We start from the raw sequence: 22,411 nt of genomic DNA, 5'->3' as shown, positions 1-22,411 counted from the left end.
GCGGGGGGGAGGAGGGCGATGGGGTCATGTTGCAGCGCAGTGTCCGCCGCTGCAAAGGTTTTGAAAATCAGAAAATAATGAGCGGATCGTCCTGAAATTCAGGATGATTGAAAAGCCTCATGCAAGGACCCGCGATGACCCAGGTGATGTTCGATCTCGACGTGCTGCGCACCTTCTCCACCGGCATGGCGCTCGGCAGTTACGCGCGCGCGGCCGACAAGCTGGGCCGCTCGACCTCGGCCGTGAGCGCGCAGCTCAAGAAGCTGGAGTCGCAGGCCGGCACCGTGCTGTTCCGCAAGGAGGGCCGCGGCCTGGCGCTCACCGATGCCGGCGAGACGCTGCTGGCCTACGCGCACCGCATGCTCGAGCTCAACGACGAGGCCAGCGCCGCCCTGCGTGGCGCCGACCTGCAGGGCTGGGTGCGGCTGGGCCTGCAGGAAGACTTCGGCGAGACGCTGCTGCCGGCCGTGCTCGGCCGCTTCGCGCGCGCCCATCCCAAGGTGCGCATCGAGGCCTGCGTGGCGCGCAGCGGCGAGCTGCGCGAGCGGCTCGAGCTGGGCCAGCTCGACCTGGCGCTGGCATGGGACGCGGGCGACCAGCCGCTGTCGCCGCATGCCGAGCGCGTGGCGCGGATGCCGCTGCTGTGGATCGGCCCCATGGCGCCCGAGCGCGTCGATGCGCCCTGGTGGACCGAGCGCGAGCACCGCGCGGGCGTTCGCGCCGTGAAGAGCAAGGAGCCGCTGCCGCTCATCATGCTCGACGCCCCGTGCCCGCTGCGCGAGATCGTCATCACCGCGCTCGACCGCGCCGGCCTGCCGTGGCGCCGCGCCTTCGGCAGCGCCAGCCTGGCGGCGCTGTGGGCCGCGACCTCGGCCGGCCTGGGCCTGACCGTGCGCACGCCGTTCGGCTTGCCTGCGCATGTGCGCGCGCTCGACCGCGCGGTGCTCTCGCTGCCCGCGCTGCCGCAGATCTCGCTCGTGCTGTACCGCGCGCAGGCCCGTGCCGAGGCCCCGGCGAGCCGGCTGGCCACGCTGCTGCTGGAGGCCGTGCGCCAGCATCTGCAGCTCGAGACCGTGCAACCCCGCTGAGCGCAGGCCCTTGCGCGGGCCGCCGCCGCGATGCGTGAGAATCCGCCGCTGGAGACAAGTACAAGAGACAAGACCCAAGCGAGACGGCATGACCACCACGCGGCACAACTCCCTGCACCTGTGGGACGACAGGTTCCTCTACATCACGCCGGCGATCCAGTCGGGGCTCACGGCCCGTTCGTCGGCCACGCTGCTGGCCTCGGTGAGCGGCCATCCCTTCACGCTGGAGGCGGTCGACGGCACGCGCGTGCGCTGCACCGCCGCGCTGGTGGGGCCGCATGTGTCGCGCCGCCTCGACGTCGACGGCTGCGGGCTGCTGTCGCTCAACCTCGACCCGGCCTCCAGCGCCTACCGCATGCTCTCGCGGCACCTGGGCGGCCACGGCATCCAGCCGCTCGACGCGCGCCGCTTCGGCCGCGCGCGCGACGACTTCGAACCGGCGCAGCACGGCGCGCTGTCCGACCGGCGCCTGCAACTGCTCAGCTCCAGGCTGGTCACCGCGATCACCGAGTGTCCCGAGATCGAGGCCGCCATCGACCCGCGCATCGAGCGCGTGCTGCAGGCCATCCGCACGCATGCGGGGCAGATCCCGCTGCGCGAGCTGTCGGCGCTGGCCTTTCTCTCGCCCGACCGGCTCACGCACCTGTTCGCGCAGCAGGTGGGCGTGTCGATCAAGCGCTATGCGCTGTGGACCAAGGTGCGCCGCACGGTGCAGCAGTTCACCGGGCGCCGCCCGCTGACCGACGTGGCGCTGGCCAGCGGCTTCACCGACGCGGCGCACATGAGCCGCACCTTCCAGCGCTACTTCGGCCTGTCGCCGTCCTTCCTGTCGAACCAGGTGCGCGTGACGGCCGACGAGCAGGCCTCGCACGCTTGGGGGCGCGGCCTCGCGCACTGAGGCGCCTTCGAAGGTCTCCAGGCGCGGCGCAGGACAGCGGCTGCGTTCAAGCCCCGGCACGCCGGCGTGCCTAAGCTGTGCGGTGCTCCATCAAGAGAGCGCCCATCCAACTGGAGACAGCATGAGACCTCGGAATTTCCTGCGCGGCGCAACGCCGCGATCACTCTGGCTTGCGCTCGTGGCTGCAGCCGCACTGACTGCCTGCGGTGGCGGTGGAGGCGGTGGCAGCAGCAGCTTTCCCTTCTTCCCCGGCACGGGCGGCAATCCGCCCGCAGAGAACAACGCCTACAAGGCCGAGATTCGCCGCACCACGATGGGCGTGCCGCACATCAAGGCCGCCGACTGGCCCGACCTGGGCTACGGCTACGGCTACGCGCAGGCCGAGGACAACCTGTGCACCATGGCCGACTCGTTCCTCACCTACCGCGGCGAGCGCTCGCAGTACTTCGGTGCCGACGCGAAGCTCGTGGCCGGCAGCACCATCGGCCTGCCGAAGAACATCGACGCCGACTTCTTCCACCGCCACGTCATCTCGCCCGATGTGCTGAAGCAGATGACAAGTGCCCAGGCCGACTACATGCAGCGACTGGTGGAGGGCTTCGCCGCCGGCTACAACCGCTACCTGCGCGACGTGAAGGCCGGCGGCAGCGCGCACGCGGCCTGCCGCACCGAAGCCTGGGTGAAGCCGATCACCGCCGAGGACATCTACCGCCGCATGTACGCGACCAACCTGGCGGGCGGCTACAGCAACTTCCTGGCGCACATCGCGAACGCGACCCCGCCCGTGCCCGCGGCGCCGACGAAGGTCGCGGCACGCAGCACCAGCAACAGCAAGAAGAAAGAGCCGCCGCTGCAGCTCGCCGCACGCGATCTCGCCGTGCCCTTGCAGGTCGGCGGCGAGGAGGGCGTGGGCAGCAACATGATCGGCTTCGGCACCGCCGCCACCGGCGACGCGAGCCCGCTGCTGTTCGGCAACCCACACTGGTACTGGCGCGGGCCCGATCGCTTCTACCAGGCGCAGCTCACCATTCCGGGCAAGCTCAACGTGAGCGGCACCTCGTTCCTGGGCATTCCGGTGACGCTGATCGGCTTCAACGACAACATCGCGTGGAGCCACACGGTCTCGACCGCCAAGCGCTTCGGCTTCTACGAACTGCAGCTGGCCTCGAGCGACCCCACCAGCTACATGCGCGACGGCAGCGCGGTGAAGATGCAGGCCCGCGAGATCACCGTGCAGGTGAAGCAGGCCGACGGCAGCGTGGTGCCGGTGACGCGCACGCTCTACAAGTCCGAGTACGGGCCGATCGTCAACCTGCAGTACCTCAGCGACAAGCTGCCGCCGTGGACCACCACCATGGCCTACGCGATGCGCGACATCAACGACCAGAACTTCCGCACCTTCCGCAACTGGCTGCGCTGGAGCCAGGCGAAGTCGCTCGACGAGTTCATCGCCATCCAGCGCGAAGAAGCGGCCATTCCGTGGGTCAACACCGTGGCCGTGGGCCGGGGCAGCGCCAAGGCCTGGTACGCCGACATTGGTGCGGTGCCCAACGTGTCGGTGGACCAGGTGGCGACCTGCTCGAGCAAGAGCCCGATCGGCGCGGCACTGCAGGCCGTGCCGGCGCTGGCCCGCGTGCCGGTGCTCGACGGCTCGCGCAGCGCCTGCGACTGGCAGACCGATGCCGACTCGGCGCAGAAGGGCGCGCTGGGCGCCGCCCGCATGCCCAGCCTGCTGCGTGACGATTACGTGGCCAACATGAACGACAGCTACTGGCTGGCGAACCCGAAGGCGCCACTTACCGGCTTCCCGGAGATCATGGGACCGGCCGGCACCGACCCCGTGACCTTCCGCACGCGACTGGGCCACCTGCTCGCGCAAGGCCGCATCGATGGCACCGACAGCCACGGCGCGCGGGGTGCCACGCCCGACACCGTGAAGCGCATGGTGCTCGACAGCCGTGCGCTGACGGCCGAGCTCTTCAAGATGCAGGCGCTGCCGCTGGTGTGCGCGAAGGCCACCATCAACGTCGCCACCGATCCGCTGACCAGCGAGGCCATCGGCCGCGACATCGATGTCTCTGCGGCCTGCAGCGCGCTGCAGGACTGGAACGGCACTGGCGTTGCGGGCGCGCGCGGCGCGCATGTGTGGGACGAGTTCTGGAGCCGCGCCTCGCGCATTCCGGCGGCCGACCTGTACAGCGTGCCCTTCAACCCGGCCGACCCGGTCCGCACCCCGCGCGACCTGAAGCCCGCCGCCGCCCTCGCGCTGCAGCAGGCCTTCGGTGCCGCCGTGGCGCGCGTGCAGGCCAGCGGCTTCGCCGAGAACGCGGCGCGCGGCGACTACCTGTTCGCCACCCGCGGCGGCCAGAAGATCCCGCTGTACGGCGGCTGCGGCGGCCCGGGCTACTTCACCATCGCCTGCTCCGAGAACCGGCTCGACAAGGGCGGCTACACGATGGATCTCAACCCGAACGGCAACAGCTACATGCACATCGTTCGCTTCCCCGAAGGCGGCGTGGAGGCCCACACCTTCCTCACGTTCTCGCTGTCGGACGACCCGGCCTCGGCGCACAACGCCGACTACACCCGGGCCTACAGCGCGGGGCAGTGGCTGAAGGTGCCGTTCTCCGAAGCGGAGATCAAGGGCGACGCGGCCTACCGCAGCGCGGTCGTCAGCGAATAGCCGACGACGCGGCGGCTCGCTGCGCGAGCCAGTTCCACCCGGCGCCTGCGGCCATGAGCACGCAGGTGCCGAGGAACACGGCGCGCATGCCGATGTGCCCGCCCACGAAGCCGCCCAGCAGCGGGCCCGCCACTTGGCCCGCGTACTGCGCCGACGTCGAGTAGCCCAGCATGTTGCCGGCCACGCGCTCGGGCACGTTGTGGCGGATCACGCTCGCAATGCACGGCAGCAGCCCGCCGAGCGACAGCCCCATCAGGAAGCGCAGCACCACCAACTGCCAGCCTGCCGTGACGAAGGCCTGCGGCACCAGCAGCAGCGCCGACACCGCGAGGCACCCGACGATCACGTTCCAGTGCCCCACGCGGTCGGCCAGCTTGCCCAGCCGCGAGGCCGAGAGGATGCTGCCGAGCGCGGCGGCCGACATCACGAGGCCGGCCATCATCGTCACGCGCTGCGGGTCGTCGAGCAGCGTGGCGACGTAGACCGTAATGATCGGCTCGATCGACATGTTGGCCAGCATCAGCAGCATGCCGGTGAAGAGCATCGCGACCAGCGGGCGCTTGTCGGGCACGGCGGCCCAGCCGGTGTCGTCGGACGTGCCGCGTTGCTTCGATGCGGAAGGCGCCTTCTTCTCTTCACGGATGAGAAAGGCCGTGGCGAGAAAGGCGATGAAGATCATCGCGCCCGCCGCGAAGAAGGTGTTGCGGATGCCGACCAGCGGCGGCAGCACCCCACCCACCAGTGGCCCCACGAGGTTGCCCGCCATGATGGCCGACGACATCGTGCCCAGCGCCCAGCCCGTGCGGTCCTTGGGCGTCTGCGTGGCGACCAGCACCATCGAGCCCGAGGCGTACCCGCCGAGCAGCCCCGCCAGCAGCCGCAGACCCACGAGCTGCCACACGTTGGCCGCGAGGCCGATCAGCGCCATCGCCACCGCCATGCCGAGGCTCGCGCGGATCAGCATCGGCTTGCGCCCGTAGCGGTCGGCCAGCCGGCCCCACAGCGGCGCGACCAGCGCCGCGCTCAGGAAGGTGGCGCCATAAGCCGCGCCGGACCACTGCACGATGGCCGCGTGATCCTTCACGCCAAGCTGCTCGACGTACAGCGGCAGGAAGGGCAGCAGCAGCGTCATCGCGATGATGGTCGTGAAGGAGCCGAACATGCAGACCGCGAGGTTGCGCTGCCAGTGTGCGTGGGCGCCCGGTTCGGCTGTGGGGGCGCCTGTTGTCGTTGTCGTCGGGTTGGTCATGGTGGGGAACGTCCATTGTGGGACGGCCCGCGCGGGCTGGCGCTTGCCGATTGGTGGGGGCACCCATCGCGGCGCGGGAAGGGCGCGGGCCGTATCCCTTCCGCTGGCGCGGTGGGACGGGTTGGTCTAGCCTTGTGTCTGCTGCTTCAAACAACCCTCTTTTCAGGACATGGCCATGAAACGCATCGGCATGCTCGTCTTCCCCGGTTTCCAGATCCTCGACCTCGCTGCCATTGCCGCGTTCGAGCTCGCGAACCTCCATGCCGGCAAGCAGGTCTACCAGGTCGAGCTGCTGTCGGAAGAGGGCGGCCCCGTGACCAGTTCGTCGGGCGTGGTCACCGACAGCAAGCGCTTCGGCACGGGGAAGTTCGACACGCTGGTGATGAGCGGCGCGCTCTTCATCGCGCCCACGTCCGAGAAGATGTGCCGCTTCCTGCGCGCGGGGCTGCGCAACGCGCGCCGCGTGACCAGCATCTGCACCGGCGCCTTCGGGCTGGCGGATGCGGGCCTGCTCGACGGACGCCGGGCGACCACGCACTGGTCCTTTGCAGGCGAACTGCAGAAGCGCCATCCCGCCGTCAAGGTGCAGCCCGACCGCATCTTCATCAATGACGGGCCGGTGTGGACCTCGGCCGGCATGACGGCGGGCATCGACCTCGTGCTGGCCCTGGTGGAGGAAGACCTCGGCGTGGAGGCGGCACGGTTCGCGGCGAGGAAGCTGGTCGTGTACCACCGCCGCGCGGGCGGGCAGTCGCAGCATTCCGCGCTGCTCGAGCTGGCGCCCAAGTCGGACCGCATCCAGAAGGCGCTGGTGCATGCGCGCGCCAACCTGCGCGAGACGCTGTCGGTGGACGAACTGGCCGAGGTCGCGCACCTCAGCCCGCGCCAGTTCAGCCGCGCCTTCAAGGCCGAGACCGGGCAGTCGCCGGCGCACGCGGTCGAGAACCTGCGCGTGGAGGCGGCGCGCGCGCTGATCGACGAGGGCAGCCTCGCGCTCGGCGTGGTCGCGCGCGAAACGGGCTTCGGCGACCCCGAGCGCATGCGCCGCGCCTTCCTGCGCACGCTGGGGCATCCGCCGCAGAGCGTGCGCCGCGTGGCCCGTCGGGAGGCCGCGACGGCTTGAGCAGCGTATGTCCTGAAAGGTGGCTTATATGACATTTACGCCATCGCCTTGCAGGAAGAAACTTCTCCCCACGGCCACACACCCGTGGCGACGAAGGAAACTCCATGACTGCAACCCAAGCAAATCCGAACAAGGGCACGGCCCTCATCACCGGCGCGTCGTCGGGCATCGGCGCCGTGTACGCGGACCGTCTCGCGCGGCGCGGCTTCGACCTGATCCTGGTGGCGCGCAACCGCGAACGCCTCGCCGCGGTGGCCGCGAAGCTCTCGGACGAGACCGGGCGCAAGGTCGAGGTTCTCCCGGCCGACCTGTCCGACCGGAAGGACATCGCGTCCGTGGAAGCCGTGCTGCGCACGCGCGGCGACATCACCCTGCTGGTGAACAACGCCGGCTTCGGCGCCGCCGCACCGCTGCTCGGCTCGGACATCGACAAGATGGCGGACATGATCGAGCTCAACGTGAGCGCGCTCACGCGGCTCACCTACGCGGCTGTGCCGGGTTTCGTCGAACGCGGTGCCGGCACGCTGGTGAACATCGCCTCCATCGTGGCGATCTCGCCCGAGACGCTCAACGGCGTGTACGGCGGCACCAAGGCCTTCGTGCTGGCGCTGAGCCAGTCGCTGCAGCACGAGCTGAAGGACAAGGGCGTGCGCGTGCAGGCGGTGCTGCCCGGTGCGACAGCCACCGAGTTCTGGGGCGTCGCGGGCGTGCCGATGGCGCACCTGCCCAAGGAGATCGTGATGACGGCGCAGGACATGGTCGATGCCGCCCTTGCGGGGCTCGACCAGGGCGAGCAGGTCACGATTCCGGCGCTGCCTGATCCGGCCGAGTGGGATGCGTTCGATGCGGCGCGGCGTGCGATGTCGGGCAGGTTGTCGAGCACGGCGCCGGCGGCGCGCTATGGCGTTGGTGCCACCGCGCTACTGGCATGACGCCTGCGTTCGGTGGGTGAGGCCGTCGGTCGTACACGAAGAAGACGTGCCCCGGGAACTCCGCCAGCCTGGCTTCACTTCAGGGTCGGTCAGAGCGGCCGCACCTGCCATGCAGAGTCTGGTCCGAAAAGTGCCCGGCACTGGGGGCATTCCTCGGAGAAGTACGGAATCTCCGCATTGCATGAGGGGCACACGCCGAGGCGGGTCGCGGGGTCGAAGGTGTCCGGCGCCGGCATGTCGTCGGTGGGGAAGCCCGCGGAAGGAAACGAGAGCGGCGCGGCCGACGCAGGCGGCACGATCGGCGTCAGCAATCTTGCTTTCAGCGCGTCGCGTGTCTGCGCGTCCAGTCCTTCGCTGTCGGCATAGGCGTCCACGACCTTTCGTCGTTTCTCGAGCCATTCCGGCTGGTGCTGGCGCCAGACGGCGAAGGCCTCGGCCAGTGCCATGCGCAGCACGGTCGGCGGCATGCCGCGGTAGAACAGGTGCAGTTCGCCGAGATGCGTGACGAAGGAAATGAAGCTCTGCAGGGTCGGTTGCGTCGTGGCGGAGATGTGTTCCCGGCCCGTCGGGTTGCCCAGCCCCGTCAGGCCTTGCGTGGTACCGCCGGTTGTCGCGACTTCGCGGTTCTCGATCGTGAGCTCGGCCAGCTCGAAGTAGGGCAAGGGGATCGGATCGCGGTTCTTGGCCTTCACCATCACGCATTTCGTGCCGAAGGCCAGGGTGACGGTCTCGTTGGTGAAGAGGTCGTAGCCCGCCGCGTTGGCGACGATGCATGGCTCGAGCACGGGCGTTCGTGGCAGCGGCGTGAAGTCGAAATGCATGCTGAGGGTCATGGCTGGCAGGGTGTGATGCGGAGGCACGGATCGTAGTGAGTGTGCGGCGTTCCTGGCCGCCGCATCCGATGCGTCTGCGCGGCCGGATGCGTTCGCGTTCTGCGGCGGCCATGGCCGGCGGGAGGCCGCGGCATTAAAATCCGAACCCCGCAGCAGGGCGTCCCGGCCTGCTGCGGGGTTTTGCTTTTCCGGGGCCATGTAGAGGACCACCATGTACAAAAACCTCGCGGGCCGCGCCGTTCTGGCGTGGGTGACCGCCTGTTTTTTATCCCCCGCCTTTTCACAGACCGCATCGCCGAAGCCGCCCCTGGCCAAGGACGCGCTGAAGGTCGGCTTTGTCTACGTCACGCCGGTCACCGATGCCGGCTGGGTGCGCCAGCATGAAGAAGGCCGCAAGGCTGTCGAGGCCGCGCTGGGCCCCCGCGTGAACACCGTTTTCGTCGAGAACGTGCCGGAGGGCGCCGACGCCGAGCGCGTGATCCGCGACCTCGCGCAGCAGGGCAGCCAGCTGATCTTCACGCCCAGCTTCGGCTACATGGAGCCGACGCTGAAGGTCGCGAAGGACTTCCCCGGCGTGAAGTTCGAGTCGATCACCGGCTACAAGACCGCGCCCAACGTCGCCACCGCCAACGCCCGCTACTACGAAGGCCGCTACCTCGCGGGCATCGCGGCCGGGCGCATGACGAAGACGAACGTGGCCGGCTACGTCGCGGGCTTTCCGATTCCCGAAGTGCTGCAGGGCATCAACGCCTTCACGCTCGGCATGCGCTCGGTGAACCCGAAGGCCAAGGTGATCGTGGTGTGGCTCAACGAGTGGTTCGATCCGCCGAAGGAGCGCGACGCGGCCATGGCGCTGTTCAACCAGAACGCCGACGTGCTCGCCTTCCACACCGGCTCCACCGCCGTGATGGCCGCCGCGCAGGAGCGCGGCAAGATGGCCGTGGCCTACCACTCCGACATGCGCAAGATCGCGCCCGACGCGCAGATCGTCGCGGTCACGCACCAGTGGGGCGGCTACTACACGCAACGCGCGAAGGCCGTGCTCGACGGCACCTGGAAGAGCGGCAACCTCTGGGGCGGCGTGAAGGAAGGAATGATCCGCGTCGGCGACTTCGGCACGAAGGTGCCCCAGGCCGTGCAGGACGAGGTGCTGGCGCGGCAGAAGGACATCGCGGCAGGCAAGCTGCAGCCGTTCCGCGCGGTGGCGGCCGACGTGCGCGACAACGAAGGCCGCGTCGCGATCACCAAGGGCGCGCAGCTCAGCGACGAGCAGATCCTGCAGATGAACTGGCTGGCCGAGGGCGTGCAGGGACGGGTGAGCCGCTGAGCGCAGTCTCTTTCCCCTGCGTTTGAAGAGTGCGTTCCGCGTATAGCACTCATACGCGCAGGGCAATTCCCACCGTCCGGGGCTGGATTACCCTCCGAATCCACGATGAAAAAAGCCTACCGCGCCTCCCTCCTGCGATTCGACGCCGCCGGCCTGCCTGTCTTCGACGAGGACGGCCTGCTGGTCGTCGCCCCCGACAGCACCGGCCGCCAGCGTGTGCTCGACGCCGGCAGCCATGCCGACGTGTCGCAGCGCCATGCCGGCGCCCACACCACCCACCTGCCGGGCCGCATCCTGGCGCCGGGCTTCGTGGACATGCACGTGCATTACCCGCAGACCGACATCATCGGCGCGCCCGCCGCCGGCCTGCTGCCCTGGCTCGAGAACTACACCTTCCCGGCCGAAAGCAAGTTCGCCGACCCCGCGCATTCGCGCGTGGTGGCCGACGTGTTCTTCGACGAGCTGCTGCGCAATGGCGTGACCACCTCGCTGACCTTCGCGACCTCGCACGTCGCCTCGGTCGACGCCTTCTTCGAGAGCGCGCAGCGCCGCCAGCTGCGCATGATCACCGGCAAGGTGCTGCAGGACCGCAACTCGCCCGACGGCGTGCGCGACGACACCGAGCAGAGCCTGGTCGACACCGAGGCGCTGATCCGCAAGTGGCACAACGTCGACCGCCTGGGCTACGCCATCACGCCGCGCTTTGCGCCCACCAGCACCGACGCACAGATGCGCGGCGCCGGCGAGCTGGCCGCCAAATACGGCGACACCTGGATCCAGTCGCACGTGGCCGAGAACCGCGACGAGGTGAAGTGGGCGCGCGAGCTGTACCCGAAATCGCGCTCCTACCTGGACGTGTACGCCGACTTCGGCCTGCTGCGCGAACGCGCCGTGTACGCCCACTGCATCTACCTGGACGACACCGACCGTGCGCTCATGCACGAGACCAAGACGGCCGCCGCCGTGAGCCCCACGAGCAACCTGTTCCTGGGCAGCGGCTTCTTCGACTTCGGCGCGGCCGACCGGCTCGAGCAACCCTACGGCCTGGCCAGCGACGTGGGCGGCGGCACGAGCTTCAGCCCCTTCCACACCATGCTGGCCGCGTACTACGTCGGCCGCGAGGGCCAGACCAAGACCGGCCTGAGCATCGCGCCCTCGCGGCTGTGGTGGCACCACACCGGCGGCGCGGCGCGTTCGCTGGGGCTGGGCGGCGTGGTCGGCAACCTGCAGCCGGGCTGCGAGGCCGATTTCCTGGTGCTGAACCCGTCCGCCACACCGCTTCTGGCGCGCAAGACCTCGCTGGCCAACAACCTCGAAGAGCTGCTGTTCGCGATGATCGTGCTGGGCGACGACCGGCTGGTCGAGCGCACGGTGATTTCGCAGGCGGGCTGAGCGGCGCCTGCGGGGGGAGGGCGCGCAGGGCGCCCGTGCCACAATTCGGCCCCGATTTCCCCCGCAGCAGCATCAGCGAGCGCATATGAGCATCAAGAGCGACAAATGGATCCGGCGCATGGCCGAGAACGAAGGAATGATCGATCCCTTCGAACCGGGCCAGGTGCGCGAGAACAACGGCCACAAGATCATCAGCTACGGTACCTCGAGCTACGGCTACGACATCCGGTGCGCGCCTGAATTCAAGGTCTTCACCAACATTCACAGCACGGTGGTCGACCCGAAGAACTTCGACGAGAAGAGCTTCGTCGACATGCACGGCGACTACTGCATCATTCCGCCCAACAGCTTCGCGCTGGCGCGCACGGTGGAGTACTTCCGCATCCCGCGCAACGTGCTCACCATCTGCCTGGGCAAGAGCACCTACGCGCGCTGCGGCATCATCGTCAACGTGACCCCGTTCGAGCCCGAGTGGGAAGGCTACGTGACGCTGGAGTTCAGCAACACCACGCCGCTGCCCGCCAAGATCTACGCGGGCGAAGGCTGCGCGCAGGTGCTGTTCTTCGAGAGCGACGAGGTCTGCGAAACCAGCTACAAGGACCGCGGCGGCAAGTACCAGGGCCAGCGCGGCGTCACGCTGCCCAAGACCTGACAGCCTGATACAGGCATCCTGACCGCCGGTTACGTTCCGGGCGGCCGGGCCAAGTACCATCCTGCGACGTTCCGGCAAATACGCCGTTCAGCAAGCCGGCAAGGAGACTGCGATGAGATGGGAAGGCAACGAACAATCCGATAACGTCGAAGACCGCCGCGACGGCGGGGGTGGCGGCGGTGGTGGTGGAGGAGGCCTTTTTGGTGGTCGCAGCATCGGCATCGGCACCATCGCGGTCGCGCTCATCGCGGGCTGGGTCTTCGGCATCAATCCGCTCACCGTGCTGAGCCTGCTCAGCGGCGGCGGCGACCCGGTCCAGGTGCAGCAACAGCAGCAAGGCCCCGCGCCCAAGCCGCCCACCGGCGACCGCGAGGCGGCCTTTGTCTCCACCGTGCTGAAGAACACCGAGGTGGTCTGGACCGATCTCTTCCGCAAGAGCGGCGGCAATTACCAGGCGCCCCGGCTCGTGCTGTTCCGCGGCGCCACGCCCACGGCCTGTGGCACCGGGCAATCGGCCATGGGGCCGTTCTACTGCCCGGGCGACAAGAAGGTCTACATCGACCTGGCGTTCTACGACACCCTCAAGAACCAGCTCGGCGCGCCTGGCGAGTTCGCGCAGGCGTACGTCATCGCGCACGAGGTGGGCCACCACGTGCAGGACGAACTCGGCATCACCGCCAAGGTCGACGGCATGCGCGGGCGCCTGAGCCAGTCGCAGAACAACGCCATCAGCGTGCGCGTCGAGCTGCAGGCCGACTGCTTCGCGGGCGTATGGGCGCACCACTCGCAGGAGTCGAAGAAGTGGCTCGACCCGGGCGACATCGAGGCCGCCATGAACGCCGCGCAGAAGATCGGCGACGACGCCCTGCAGCGCTCCGCGGGCCGCGCCGTGGTGCCCGACAGCTTCACCCACGGCTCCAGTGCACAGCGCCAACGCTGGTTCGGCACGGGCTACCAGACGGGTGAAATGAAGTCCTGCGACACCTTCAACGCGCGCAATCTGTAAAGATTGTCTCCCGAGAGCCCCAAGTTCATTGGGGTCTTTGCTATTGAATAAATAGCAATTCGGCCTGCGCGGATGTTGTCGTTTCGTTGTCACTGCCGTTTTTTGCGGCAGTGCGACAATAGAAGGCTCAATGACAATGTCCTTCTCCAATCTATCGCTGGCAGAACCGCTGGCCCGCGCCGTGGCCGAAATGGGCTACGAGACCATGACGCCCATCCAGGCACAGGCCATTCCGGTCGTGCTTTCAGGCCAGGACGTGATGGGCGCCGCGCAGACCGGCACCGGCAAGACGGCGGCGTTTTCGCTGCCCTTGCTGCAGCGCATGCTCAAGCACGAAAACGCCTCCACCTCGCCCGCGCGGCATCCGGTGCGTGCGCTGGTGCTGCTGCCCACGCGCGAGCTGGCCGACCAGGTCGCGCAACAGGTCAAGCTGTACGCCAAGTACACCAACCTGCGCAGCACGGTCGTGTTCGGCGGCATCGACATGAAGCCCCAGACGCTGGAGCTGAAGAAGGGCGTCGAAGTGCTCGTGGCCACGCCGGGCCGGCTGCTCGATCACATCGAAGCCAAGAACGCGGTGCTCAACCAGGTCGAATACGTCGTGCTCGACGAGGCCGACCGCATGCTCGACATCGGCTTCCTGCCCGACCTGCAGCGCATCCTGAGCTACCTGCCCAAGCAGCGCACCACACTGCTGTTCTCGGCCACCTTCTCGCCCGAAATCAAGCGGCTGGCCAGCAGCTACCTGCAGAACCCGGTCACCATCGAAGTGGCGCGGCCGAACGAAACGGCCTCCACCGTCGAACAGCATTTCTACAGCGTCTCTGACGACGACAAGCGCCGTGCGCTCAAGCAGATCGTCAAGCAGCGCGGCATTACGCAGGCCTTCGTGTTCGTCAACAGCAAGCTCGGCTGCGCGCGCCTCGCACGCTCGCTGGAGCGCGACGGTCTGCGTACCACCGCACTGCACGGCGACAAGAGCCAGGACGAACGCCTGAAGGCGCTCGCCTCGTTCAAGGCCGGCGAAGTCGACCTGCTGGTGTGCACCGACGTTGCGGCTCGCGGCCTCGACATCAAGGACGTGCCCGCCGTCTTCAACTTCGACATCCCGTTCAACGCCGAAGACTACGTGCACCGCATCGGCCGCACCGGCCGTGCCGGCGCCTCCGGCCTGGCCGTGAGCTTCGCCAGCGGCGGCAACGATGCGCGCCTCGTGGCCGACATCGAGAAGCTGATCAAGAAGAAGATCGAGCTCGAGCCCGTCGAGTTCGAGGAAGACCGCCCGCGCGGCCGCATCAACGACGGACGCCGCCACTGGCGTGAAGAAGGCGAAGCCGGTGACGCACGCGACGTGCTCGACCAGCCGCGCGAACGCCGCGAAGCCGACACCCGCCGCAGCATGAGCGGTGGTGGCCGCCCGCACCGCGCGCCGTCCGCGCCGCGCGATCCGTTCTTCGACAAGCCCTACGAGTCCGGCGAGCGCGAAGCCGCACCGGCCTGGGAAGCGTCGGCCAAGGCCGCGCCCGCACGCGGCATCTCGAGCAACATCAAGAGCAAGCGCAAGGTCGCGGCACTGTTCAAGGCGGCCGAGCCGGGTTGAACCGGGGTCGCACGACAGTGAAAGCAAAAAGCCGGGCATGCCCGGCTTTTTTTCGTCTGCGCTGAGCGCTCAGGCGATGCGGAAGTGATGCGTGCCGTCGCGCCCCAGCTGCTCCACCAACCCGAACTCCCAGTCCAGGTAGCCCTGCATGGCCTCGGCGGGCGCGTCGGTGCCTTCGTAGGGCCGGCGGTAGCGGTCGGTGCGGGCGGTGGCCAGGCGGGTCTCGCCGGTCTCGGCCGGCAGCCCGGCGGCGAACCAGGCGGTGTTGCCGCCCGTGAGCACCTGCACTTCCACGTCGCGCTGGCCGCGCGCATCGAGCAGGGCGCGCAGGTCCGCGGCGGCGTAGCGCGCGAGCAGGCTGCTGCCGCAGGTCAGCACGTAGCGCGGGGCGGACGGAAGGGCCTGGCGGTCGAGCGCCTGGGCGAGCTGCGCGCGGATCGCGTACCAGGCGCCGGGGATGTGGCGCTTCACGTAGTTGGCGCTCGTGGTCACGTCGATCACGGCGGTGGCGGGCTGCTGCTTCAGCAACTCGGCCAAGGCCTGCGGCACGATCTCGGCGACCGTGGCCGCGACGGGCGGGTAGGCCGACGTCGGCGTGCCGGTCTCGCTGTGCGCGGCGGTCGGTGGCACGGCGTCGAGCACGTACACCTCCCAGCCCATCTGGGCGAGCCATGAGGCGCTCATCGATGCGCGCACGCCGTCGTCGTCGGCCAGCACGATGCGTGCGCCGCGCACCGGCACCTGGTGGTCGGTTTCCTGCACGAGCTGCCCGCCGGGCGCGCTCGCGAAGCCGGGCAGGTGGCCGGCGGTGTATTCCTCGGGCGTGCGCACGTCGAAGCGGTACACGGTGCGGCCAGGAGCCTCGAGCGTGCCGAGTGCGTCGAGGGCGATGCGGCGCACGCCCGCGGCGTCGGCCACGCGGCGTGCGTCGGCCTGCGCCTGCGCGCGGTTCGCCTCAGACACCGCAGCCGGCGCTTGCCGGCCCGCGCCGTGGTCGAGCACCTGGCCCGCGAGCTTCCAGCCGATGGTGCCGTTGCGCAGCGCCGCGACCGGGTTCGGGATGCCCGCGTTCACGAGCGACTGCGTGCCGATGATGCTGCGTGTGCGGCCCGCGCAGTTCACGATCACGCGCGTGGCCGGGTCGGGCGCGAGCTCGCGCACGCGCAGCACCAGCTCCGCGCCCGGCACGCTGGTGGCCGAGGGGATGCTCATGGTCTGGTATTCGTCGAAGCGGCGCGCGTCGAGCACGACCACGTCGGCGCGGCTGTCGATGAGCGCCTTCACCTCGGGCGCCGACAGCGACGGCGTGTGGCGCTCGTGCTCGACCAGCTCGCCGAAGGACTTGCTCGGCACGTTCACGTCGCGGAACAGCTCGCCGCCCGCCGCGCGCCAGCCTTCGAGGCCGCCGTCGAGCAGGTGCACGTTGGTGTAGCCGAGCGCGGCGAAGGTGCGTGCCGCCAGCGGCGCGAGATCGACACCGTCGTGCGCGCCGTACAGCACGATGAAGGTGTCGCGCCGCGGAATGCGCCGCCACGCTTCGATCTCGATGCGCGACAGCGGCAGGTTGGCGGCCCACAGCGGGTGTTCTTGTGCAAACGGGTCTTCCTCGCGCAGGTCGAGCAGCGCGGTCTCCTCGCGCGCGATCAGCCGTTCGCGCAGCGCGGCGAAGGGCAGCAGGGGAAAGGAGGCGGTCGTTGTCGTCGTCATGCGGCAGTGTTTCGAAGTTCGGCGGAGCGGTCCCACAGGTTGGGCAGCAGCGTGTTGGAGTAGCCGGAGACGAAGGGCTTGCGCCCGCCTTCGGCCGGGTAGGTGTGGCGGCGCACAGCGCCGATGTTGGCGCCGTACACGTGGATGCTGATCGACACGCGGTCGGCATGCGCGTTGTGCACGCGGTGCAGGTCGCCCACGGTGGGCGACACGGCCTCGACATGCCCCGCGTCGAGCCGCACCGGCTCGCCCTGGGGTCGCGCGGTACCGTCGGCGTCGAGCGCGTAGGGCTGGCTGTACTCGGCGCCGCGCAGCATGCCGATGAGGCCCCACACCGTGTGGTCATGGATCGGCGTGGCCTGGCCCGGCCCCCAGACGAAGCTCACGACCGAGAAGCGCTCGGTGCTGTCCGCGTGCAGCAAAAACTGCTGGTAGTAGGTCGGGTCGGCCACGGCGAAGGCGTCGGGCAGCCAGTCGTCGCGCGCCACCAGCGTGCGCAGCAGCGCGCCGCCTTCGGACAGGATGCGCGGCTCGTCGGGCCGGCTGTCGAGCAGCCGGCCGAAGGCGCCGACGAAATCGCGCAGCGGAGCAATCATGCGGGGCGTTTCCAGAGTTGGGTGTCGGTGATCGCGCGCACATCCACGCGTGTGGGAAGGATACCGTCACGCGCTGAGCGGTCGGCCACAGTTTGTAGCGCGACGATGTCGGCCTCGCTCACGGGCCGCCCCGCCACCGAGGCGCGCGCCGTGATGAGCCGCGCCGAGGCGATCGGCAGCCGCGTGAGCTGGCTGTAGGCCTGCGCATAGGCCTCGGGGTTGGCCAGCGCCCAGTCGCCCGCGCGGGCGAGCCGGTCGAGGAACTGCACGATGGCTGCGCGCCGGGCCGGGTCGGCCAGCGAATGCTCGCTCGCGGTGATGAAGCCCAGCGCCGTGTTGATGCCGCGCCCGTCGCGCAGGATGCGCCCGCCCTGCTGCAGCGCGATGGCGTAGTAGGGGTCGAAGATGGCCCAGGCGTCGATCTGCTTTGACGCGAACGCGGCCGCTGCGTCGGTGGGCAGCACGAACTTCACCGTGACCTCGTCGCGCCGCACGCCGGCCTCTTCGAGCGCGCCGTAGAGCTGGTACTGCGAGATGCTGCCGCGCGCCGACGACACGACCACCGTCTGACCGCGCAGGTCGGCCACGCGGCGCAGCGGCGAGTCGGGCTGCACCACGATGCCCAGCGACTCGGCCTTGCCCACGCGCGTGGCGACGATCTTCAGCGGCGTCTTGCCGACGGCCGCCGCGAGCACGGGCAGGTCACCGGCCATCGCGGTGTCGACCGCTGCGCTGCGCTGCGCCTCGAACAGCGGCGCGGCGCCCTGGAAGTTGGCCCAGCGGTACGCAAAGGGCGCGTCGTCGAGGGCCTTGGAGGCCTCGAACAGCGAGCGCAGGCCGCCGGCCTGGTCGCCGAGCACCAGCGTGGCCTGGGGTTGCGCTAGAGCGCGCAGCGGGCCGGCCACGGCCAGCGACAGCGCGGCGCCTTGCGCGAGCCAGGTGCGGCGAGAAATTGGCAGCGCGCTCATGCGGCACCTCCGAAGGCCTGCAACGCACGCTGGCCCGCCGCGACCAGGATCGCGTCGTTCTGCGGCGTGTGGATGCGGCTGCACAGCACGTCGCGGTAGTGGCGTTCGAGCGGGTTCTGGCGCGTGAGGCCGTGGTTGCCGCTCAGCTGCAGCGCCAGCTCGACCACGCGGATGGCGTGCGTGGTCACGGTGTGCTTGAGCAGGCCGCTGTCGGCGGCGGGTGGCGTGTGGCCGCTGTCGACCGCGGCGGCGGTGTCGTCGAGCAGCACGCGGTTGGTGCGCAGCAGCGCCTCGATCTCGCCGACTTGCTCCTGCACGCGCGGCAGGCTGGCCAGCGGCGTGCCGAGGCTGCCGGGCGCGCGCCGGTTCAAAAAGTCGACCAGCCAGTCGCGCGCGGCGCGCGCCACGGCGTCGTAGAGGCTGCCCAGCAGCACGACCATCCAGGCCTGCTGTGCCGCATGGGCGTCGATGTCGGTCTGGCTGCCGGCGCCGGGCGCCCAGTCGGCGGGCGCGCGCAGGTCGACGGCGTGGTCGGCGGCAATGGCGACGTCTTCGAACACCACCTCGTGGCTGCCTGAGGCGCGCAGGCCCAGGTGGTCCCAGCTCGCGATCACGCGGATGCCGGGCGCGTCGCGCGGCACCAGGAACACGCCGGTGCGCGGTGCGGCCTCGTCGGTGCGCGCCCAGACCGCGAGCCACGACAGGCCCTCGATGCCGGTCGTGTAGAGCTTGTGGCCGTCGATGCGCCAGCCCTCGGGCGTGCGCCGCGCCACGGTGCCGGGCAGGCCGCCGCGCGCGGGCGAGCCCAGCGCGGGCTCCACGCGCAGCGCGTTGATGAGCGCGCCGTGCGCCACTGCGTCGCGTGCCACGCGCTCGCGCAGGTGCGCGGGCCAGCGGCTCTCTCGGCGCGCGAGCGCCTGGTGCTGCAGGTAGGTCATGGTGAGGATCAGCGCGGTGGCGGGCTCGCCGCGCGCCACCGCCGCGATCACGCGGCGCGCCGTGGCCAGCGTGGCGCCGCCGCCGCCGTATGCGGCGGGCGCGACGAGGCCGATCAGGCCGTGCGCCTGCAGCGCCTCGAAGTTCTGGCGCGGAAAGGCGCCGCTGCGGTCGTGGTCTTCGGCCGTGGACGAGAACTGGTCCGACAGGCGGACCAGCACGCTGAGGTCGACGGAGGGCGGGGTGTCTGTGTCGGGAATGGCCGGCGCGCGGCGCAAGGGGAGTGCACTCATGGTGCCCGCACGGTAAAGGCCCGCTGCCAGCGCGCGAAGGATGCATCGCGCATATCCAAATTCGTTTTTCTGCGTTCGTTTTCGGGGCCCGTCTCGGTACGGTCTCGCTTCTCCTCGTGAGTGAGTGAAGAAGAAAGAACACAAGGCATGACACCCGATTTCCCGCTGGACCGACGCCGCCTGCTGCAGGCCGCCGCTGCATGGGGCGTGGCTGCGTCGGGCGTGGCGCAGGCCGCCGCGCCCTCGCGCGACCTGTCGGGCGTGACGCTGCGCGTGGGCACCTACAAGGGCCTGTGGCGCCCGCTGCTCACGGCCTCGGGCCAGGCCGACACGCCCTACAAGATCGACTGGCGCGAGCTCAACAACGGCGTGCTGCACATCGAGGCCATCAACGGCGACGCGCTCGACCTGGGCTCGGGCAGCGAGATCCCGCCGGTGTTCGCGGCGCGGCAGAAGTCGAGCGTGCGGCTTGTGGCCGTGACGCACGAAGACCTCAACAACCAGGCCACGCTGGCGCGCAAGGACGCGCTCATCCGCAGCATCGCCGACCTCAAGGGCAAGCGCGTGGGCTACGTGCGCGCCACCACCTCGCACTACTACCTGGCCAAGCAGCTGGCCGAGGCGGGCCTGTCGTTCGCCGACATCCAGCCCGTGAGCCTCACTCCGGCCGACGGCCTCTCGGCCTTTGCGCGCGGCGACCTCGATGCGTGGGCCATCTACGGCTACAACGGCCAGCTCGCGCGCACCCAGTACGGCGCGCGCACGCTCAAGACCGGCGTGGGCTACCTGTCGGGCAACTTCCCCATCTACGCCAACCCGCGCGCGCTCGACGACACGCTGCGCCGCGCGGCGCTGGGCGACCTGCTGCAGCGCCTGCAGCGCGCGTTCGCCTGGATCAACGGCAACTTCCTGGCCTACGCCCGCGCGCAGTCGGCCGAGACCCGCGTGCCCGTGGGCGACCTGGTCGAGCTGTTCAACGGCCGCAGCGGCGACTACAGCCTGGGCCCGGTGACCGACGCCGTGGTGCGCAGCCACCAGGACGTGGCCGACACCTTCCAGAAGATCGGTGTGCTCGACGGCCCGGCCGACGTGAAGCCCCTGTGGGACCGCCGCTTCGAAAACCTGCTGCGGTTGCCCGCCGCCTGACCCCTTCATTCCATCCGCATCCACGAGGACACCATGAGCCAGAACGACGTTGAATTCATCGGCATGATCCAGGGCCAGAAGGTCTCGGAGATCCACGCCGCCAAGGGCCCGGCCATCGACCGCGACTACGTGCGCGCCTTCGCGCAGGCGCACGAGAACGCCGGCTTCGACCGCGTGCTGGTGCCGCACCATTCGACCAGCCCCGACGCCACGCTCACCGTGGCCTATGCGGCCTCGGTGACCGAGCGCATCCACTTCATGCTCGCGCACCGCCCGGGCTTCGTGGCGCCCACGCTCGCGGCGCGCCAGTTCGCCTCGCTCGACCAGTTCAGCGGCGGGCGGCTCGGCGTGCACTACATCTCGGGCGGCTCCGACGAAGAGCAGAAGCGCGACGGCGACTGGCTCGACCACGACCAGCGCTACGCCCGCACCGACGAATACCTCGAGGTGCTGCACAAGGTGTGGACGGCCGAGAAGCCCTTCGACCACGAAGGCGCGCACTACCGCTTCCAGAACGCGTTCTCCGAAGTGAAGCCGGTGCAGACGCGCCACGGCAAGCCGCACGTGCCCGTGTACTTCGGCGGTGCGTCGGAGGCGGCGATCCCGGTCGCGGGCAAGTACGCCGACGTGTACGCGCTGTGGGGCGAATCGCTCGACCAGGCGCGCGAACTCACGACCCGCGTGCGCGCCGAGGCGGCAAAGCACGGGCGCAGCGTGCGCTTCTCGGTGTCGTTCCGTCCGATCCTGGCGGACACCGAAGAGGCCGCATGGGCGCGCGCCGAGAACATCCTGGCGGAAACGAAACGCCTGCGCGTGGTGCAGGGCTACAACCGCGGCGGCCCGCAGCAAAGCGAAGGCGCCAAGCGCCTGCTGGCCGCGGCCGAGAAGGGCTCGCGCCTGGACAAGCGGCTGTGGACCGCGGTCGCGCAGGAGATCGGCGGGCGCTCCAACAGCACCGCGCTGGTCGGCACGCCCGAGCAGGTGGCCGACGCACTGCTCGACTACTACGACCTGGGCGTGACCACCTTCCTGATCCGCGGCTTCGATCCGCTCGAAGACGCGACGGACTATGGGCGCGCGCTGATTCCACGCACGCGCGAACTCGTCGCGCAGCGCCTGCAATCGCAGCGCAAGGCGGCCTGAGCCATGAGCGCCGTCCTGTCCATCGACCGCCACGCGGCCCAGCCGCTGAAGCTGCACGCGAACCCGCAGCAGAAGCACTGGTTCGACCCCATCCCGCCGCGCCCCACCGTGCAGGCCGAGCGCCGCCACCGGCAGGAACGCCTGGCGGGCGCCTTCCGCCTGTTCGCGCGCTTCGGCTTTGCGCAGGGCCTGGCCGGCCACATCACGGCGCGCGACCCCGAGCTGACCGACCATTTCTGGGTCAACCCGCTGGGCGTGCACTTCTCGCGCATCAAGGCGTCCGACCTGCTGCTCGTCAATTCAAAGGGTGAAACGGTCGTCGGCGACCGGCCGCTCAACAAGGCCGCCTTCGCGATCCACGCCGCGATCCACGAGCACAACCCGAACATCGTGGCCGCCGCCCACACGCACTCGACCTACGGCAAGGCCTGGTCCACGCTGGGCCGCAAGCTCGACACGCTCACGCAGGACAGCTGCGTGTTCCACGACGACGTGGCGCTGTTCGACGACTTCACCGGCATGGTGGTCGACACCAGCGAGGGCGATCGCATTGCTCGCGCGCTGGGCGACAAAAAGGGCGCCATCCTCAAGAACCACGGCATCCTGACGGCCGGCCCCACCGTGGAGGCCGCGGCGTGGTGGTACATCGCGCTGGACAACGCCTGCCACACGCAGCTGCTGGCCGAGGCAGCAGGCACGCCGCAGCCGATCGACGAGGCCACTGCGCGCCACACGCACGGCCAGATCGGCGGGCCCGAAGGCGCCATCCATTCCTTCGACAGCCTGTACGAAGGCCTGGTCGAGGCCGAACCCGAACTCCTGCTTTGATGACGAACCCC

The 22,411-nt window shown here is 69.6% G+C and carries 19 protein-coding genes; 13 read left to right on the top strand and 6 right to left on the bottom strand.

Annotated elements, in window-relative coordinates; all coding sequences use genetic code 11:
• The first annotated feature begins 134 nt into the window (after window positions 1-134).
• From AC07YS_RS09300 to AC07YS_RS09290, 3 genes are all read left to right on the top strand, one after another.
• Window positions 135-1,088: a LysR substrate-binding domain-containing protein gene (locus AC07YS_RS09300; protein ID WP_495269318.1), complete on the top strand. Its 954-nt coding sequence runs from the start codon at window positions 135-137 to the stop codon at window positions 1,086-1,088.
• An 88-nt stretch (window positions 1,089-1,176) separates the two neighbouring features.
• Window positions 1,177-1,986, top strand: a complete 810-nt coding sequence (locus tag AC07YS_RS09295; protein ID WP_492744704.1) for a helix-turn-helix domain-containing protein — start codon at window positions 1,177-1,179, stop codon at window positions 1,984-1,986.
• Between the two features lie 121 nt (window positions 1,987-2,107).
• A complete protein-coding gene (locus tag AC07YS_RS09290) occupies window positions 2,108-4,669 on the top strand; it encodes a penicillin acylase family protein (RefSeq protein WP_495269314.1) in 2,562 nt (853 codons plus the stop codon).
• Here the strand turns inward: AC07YS_RS09290 and AC07YS_RS09285 are convergent.
• A complete protein-coding gene (locus tag AC07YS_RS09285) occupies window positions 4,659-5,918 on the bottom strand; it encodes an MFS transporter (protein ID WP_495269313.1) in 1,260 nt (419 codons plus the stop codon). The two genes, AC07YS_RS09290 and AC07YS_RS09285, sit on opposite strands and share 11 nt — an antisense overlap.
• 175 nt (window positions 5,919-6,093) lie before the next feature.
• Between AC07YS_RS09285 and AC07YS_RS09280 the strand changes: the two genes are divergently transcribed.
• Both AC07YS_RS09280 and AC07YS_RS09275 read left to right on the top strand, forming a co-directional pair.
• A complete protein-coding gene (locus AC07YS_RS09280; RefSeq protein WP_062477569.1) occupies window positions 6,094-7,041 on the top strand; it encodes a GlxA family transcriptional regulator in 948 nt (315 codons plus the stop codon).
• Window positions 7,042-7,145: 104 nt separating this feature from the next.
• Window positions 7,146-7,973 (top strand): SDR family NAD(P)-dependent oxidoreductase, encoded by an 828-nt coding sequence (locus AC07YS_RS09275; protein ID WP_495269312.1) that lies wholly within the window; start codon window positions 7,146-7,148, stop codon window positions 7,971-7,973.
• Between the two features lie 89 nt (window positions 7,974-8,062).
• Here the strand turns inward: AC07YS_RS09275 and AC07YS_RS09270 are convergent, their stop codons facing one another.
• Window positions 8,063-9,019, bottom strand: a complete 957-nt coding sequence (locus AC07YS_RS09270; RefSeq protein ID WP_495269311.1) for a hypothetical protein — start codon at window positions 9,017-9,019, stop codon at window positions 8,063-8,065.
• Between AC07YS_RS09270 and AC07YS_RS09265 the strand changes: the two genes are divergently transcribed.
• The 5 genes from AC07YS_RS09265 to AC07YS_RS09245 all read left to right on the top strand — a co-directional run bounded on the left by AC07YS_RS09265 (window position 9,018) and on the right by AC07YS_RS09245 (window position 14,783).
• A complete protein-coding gene (locus AC07YS_RS09265) occupies window positions 9,018-10,133 on the top strand; it encodes a BMP family ABC transporter substrate-binding protein (protein ID WP_495269310.1) in 1,116 nt (371 codons plus the stop codon). The genes AC07YS_RS09270 and AC07YS_RS09265 overlap by 2 nt on opposite strands.
• Window positions 10,134-10,238: 105 nt before the next feature.
• On the top strand, window positions 10,239-11,525 hold the full coding sequence (gene guaD, locus AC07YS_RS09260) for a guanine deaminase (RefSeq protein WP_139701961.1): 1,287 nt from the start codon (window positions 10,239-10,241) through the stop codon (window positions 11,523-11,525).
• An 85-nt stretch (window positions 11,526-11,610) separates the two neighbouring features.
• Window positions 11,611-12,177, top strand: coding sequence for a dCTP deaminase (gene dcd, locus AC07YS_RS09255; protein ID WP_099795730.1), 567 nt, complete (start codon window positions 11,611-11,613; stop codon window positions 12,175-12,177).
• 112 nt (window positions 12,178-12,289) lie between these two features.
• Complete coding sequence (gene ypfJ / locus AC07YS_RS09250; protein WP_495269309.1) at window positions 12,290-13,183, top strand: KPN_02809 family neutral zinc metallopeptidase; 894 nt, start codon at window positions 12,290-12,292, stop codon at window positions 13,181-13,183.
• A 130-nt stretch (window positions 13,184-13,313) separates the two neighbouring features.
• The gene (locus AC07YS_RS09245; protein WP_062477554.1) at window positions 13,314-14,783 is read left to right on the top strand and encodes a DEAD/DEAH box helicase; all 1,470 of its coding nucleotides are present in this window, start codon (window positions 13,314-13,316) and stop codon (window positions 14,781-14,783) included.
• 69 nt (window positions 14,784-14,852) lie between these two features.
• Here the strand turns inward: AC07YS_RS09245 and AC07YS_RS09240 are convergent, their stop codons facing one another.
• The 4 genes from AC07YS_RS09240 to AC07YS_RS09225 are packed head-to-tail and all read right to left on the bottom strand — an operon-like array spanning window position 14,853 to window position 19,283.
• A complete protein-coding gene (locus AC07YS_RS09240) occupies window positions 14,853-16,490 on the bottom strand; it encodes a rhodanese-related sulfurtransferase (RefSeq protein ID WP_495269308.1) in 1,638 nt (545 codons plus the stop codon).
• Window positions 16,487-17,086 (bottom strand): cysteine dioxygenase family protein, encoded by a 600-nt coding sequence (locus AC07YS_RS09235; RefSeq protein WP_062477560.1) that lies wholly within the window; start codon window positions 17,084-17,086, stop codon window positions 16,487-16,489. Before AC07YS_RS09235 ends, AC07YS_RS09240 begins: the two co-directional genes overlap by 4 nt.
• Window positions 17,083-18,054: an ABC transporter substrate-binding protein gene (locus tag AC07YS_RS09230; RefSeq protein WP_495269307.1), complete on the bottom strand. Its 972-nt coding sequence runs from the start codon at window positions 18,052-18,054 to the stop codon at window positions 17,083-17,085. Before AC07YS_RS09230 ends, AC07YS_RS09235 begins: the two co-directional genes overlap by 4 nt.
• Window positions 18,051-19,283 (bottom strand): acyl-CoA dehydrogenase family protein, encoded by a 1,233-nt coding sequence (locus tag AC07YS_RS09225; protein ID WP_495269306.1) that lies wholly within the window; start codon window positions 19,281-19,283, stop codon window positions 18,051-18,053. Before AC07YS_RS09225 ends, AC07YS_RS09230 begins: the two co-directional genes overlap by 4 nt.
• Before the next feature lie 147 nt (window positions 19,284-19,430).
• Here AC07YS_RS09225 and AC07YS_RS09220 point away from each other — a divergent pair, with 147 nt between their 5' ends.
• Genes AC07YS_RS09220 through AC07YS_RS09210 form a run of 3 tightly spaced genes read left to right on the top strand, consistent with a single transcriptional unit; the run spans window position 19,431 to window position 22,400 of the window.
• Window positions 19,431-20,429, top strand: a complete 999-nt coding sequence (locus AC07YS_RS09220) for an ABC transporter substrate-binding protein (protein WP_495269305.1) — start codon at window positions 19,431-19,433, stop codon at window positions 20,427-20,429.
• A gap of 33 nt (window positions 20,430-20,462) precedes the next feature.
• Window positions 20,463-21,572 (top strand): LLM class flavin-dependent oxidoreductase, encoded by a 1,110-nt coding sequence (locus tag AC07YS_RS09215; protein ID WP_062482534.1) that lies wholly within the window; start codon window positions 20,463-20,465, stop codon window positions 21,570-21,572.
• Between the two features lie 3 nt (window positions 21,573-21,575).
• Complete coding sequence (locus tag AC07YS_RS09210) at window positions 21,576-22,400, top strand: class II aldolase/adducin family protein (RefSeq protein ID WP_495269304.1); 825 nt, start codon at window positions 21,576-21,578, stop codon at window positions 22,398-22,400.
• The last annotated feature ends 11 nt before the right edge of the window (window positions 22,401-22,411 follow it).

The organism is Variovorax sp. GW458-11-26-14-LB1 (genome assembly GCF_059423965.1).
The sequence above is the reverse complement of the archived record's forward strand: the minus strand, read 5'-3'. Positions and strand labels throughout refer to the sequence as shown.

Coding starts and splice junctions, on each gene's coding strand:
- AC07YS_RS09300 (WP_495269318.1), top strand. CDS start 135: ATGACCCAGGTGATGTTCGATCTCGACGTGCTGCGCACCTTCTCCACC.
- AC07YS_RS09295 (WP_492744704.1), top strand. CDS start 1,177: ATGACCACCACGCGGCACAACTCCCTGCACCTGTGGGACGACAGGTTC.
- AC07YS_RS09290 (WP_495269314.1), top strand. CDS start 2,108: ATGAGACCTCGGAATTTCCTGCGCGGCGCAACGCCGCGATCACTCTGG.
- AC07YS_RS09285 (WP_495269313.1), bottom strand. CDS start 5,918: ATGACCAACCCGACGACAACGACAACAGGCGCCCCCACAGCCGAACCG.
- AC07YS_RS09280 (WP_062477569.1), top strand. CDS start 6,094: ATGAAACGCATCGGCATGCTCGTCTTCCCCGGTTTCCAGATCCTCGAC.
- AC07YS_RS09275 (WP_495269312.1), top strand. CDS start 7,146: ATGACTGCAACCCAAGCAAATCCGAACAAGGGCACGGCCCTCATCACC.
- AC07YS_RS09265 (WP_495269310.1), top strand. CDS start 9,018: ATGTACAAAAACCTCGCGGGCCGCGCCGTTCTGGCGTGGGTGACCGCC.
- AC07YS_RS09270 (WP_495269311.1), bottom strand. CDS start 9,019: ATGGTGGTCCTCTACATGGCCCCGGAAAAGCAAAACCCCGCAGCAGGC.
- guaD (WP_139701961.1), top strand. CDS start 10,239: ATGAAAAAAGCCTACCGCGCCTCCCTCCTGCGATTCGACGCCGCCGGC.
- dcd (WP_099795730.1), top strand. CDS start 11,611: ATGAGCATCAAGAGCGACAAATGGATCCGGCGCATGGCCGAGAACGAA.
- ypfJ (WP_495269309.1), top strand. CDS start 12,290: ATGAGATGGGAAGGCAACGAACAATCCGATAACGTCGAAGACCGCCGC.
- AC07YS_RS09245 (WP_062477554.1), top strand. CDS start 13,314: ATGACAATGTCCTTCTCCAATCTATCGCTGGCAGAACCGCTGGCCCGC.
- AC07YS_RS09240 (WP_495269308.1), bottom strand. CDS start 16,490: ATGACGACGACAACGACCGCCTCCTTTCCCCTGCTGCCCTTCGCCGCG.
- AC07YS_RS09235 (WP_062477560.1), bottom strand. CDS start 17,086: ATGATTGCTCCGCTGCGCGATTTCGTCGGCGCCTTCGGCCGGCTGCTC.
- AC07YS_RS09230 (WP_495269307.1), bottom strand. CDS start 18,054: ATGAGCGCGCTGCCAATTTCTCGCCGCACCTGGCTCGCGCAAGGCGCC.
- AC07YS_RS09225 (WP_495269306.1), bottom strand. CDS start 19,283: ATGAGTGCACTCCCCTTGCGCCGCGCGCCGGCCATTCCCGACACAGAC.
- AC07YS_RS09220 (WP_495269305.1), top strand. CDS start 19,431: ATGACACCCGATTTCCCGCTGGACCGACGCCGCCTGCTGCAGGCCGCC.
- AC07YS_RS09215 (WP_062482534.1), top strand. CDS start 20,463: ATGAGCCAGAACGACGTTGAATTCATCGGCATGATCCAGGGCCAGAAG.
- AC07YS_RS09210 (WP_495269304.1), top strand. CDS start 21,576: ATGAGCGCCGTCCTGTCCATCGACCGCCACGCGGCCCAGCCGCTGAAG.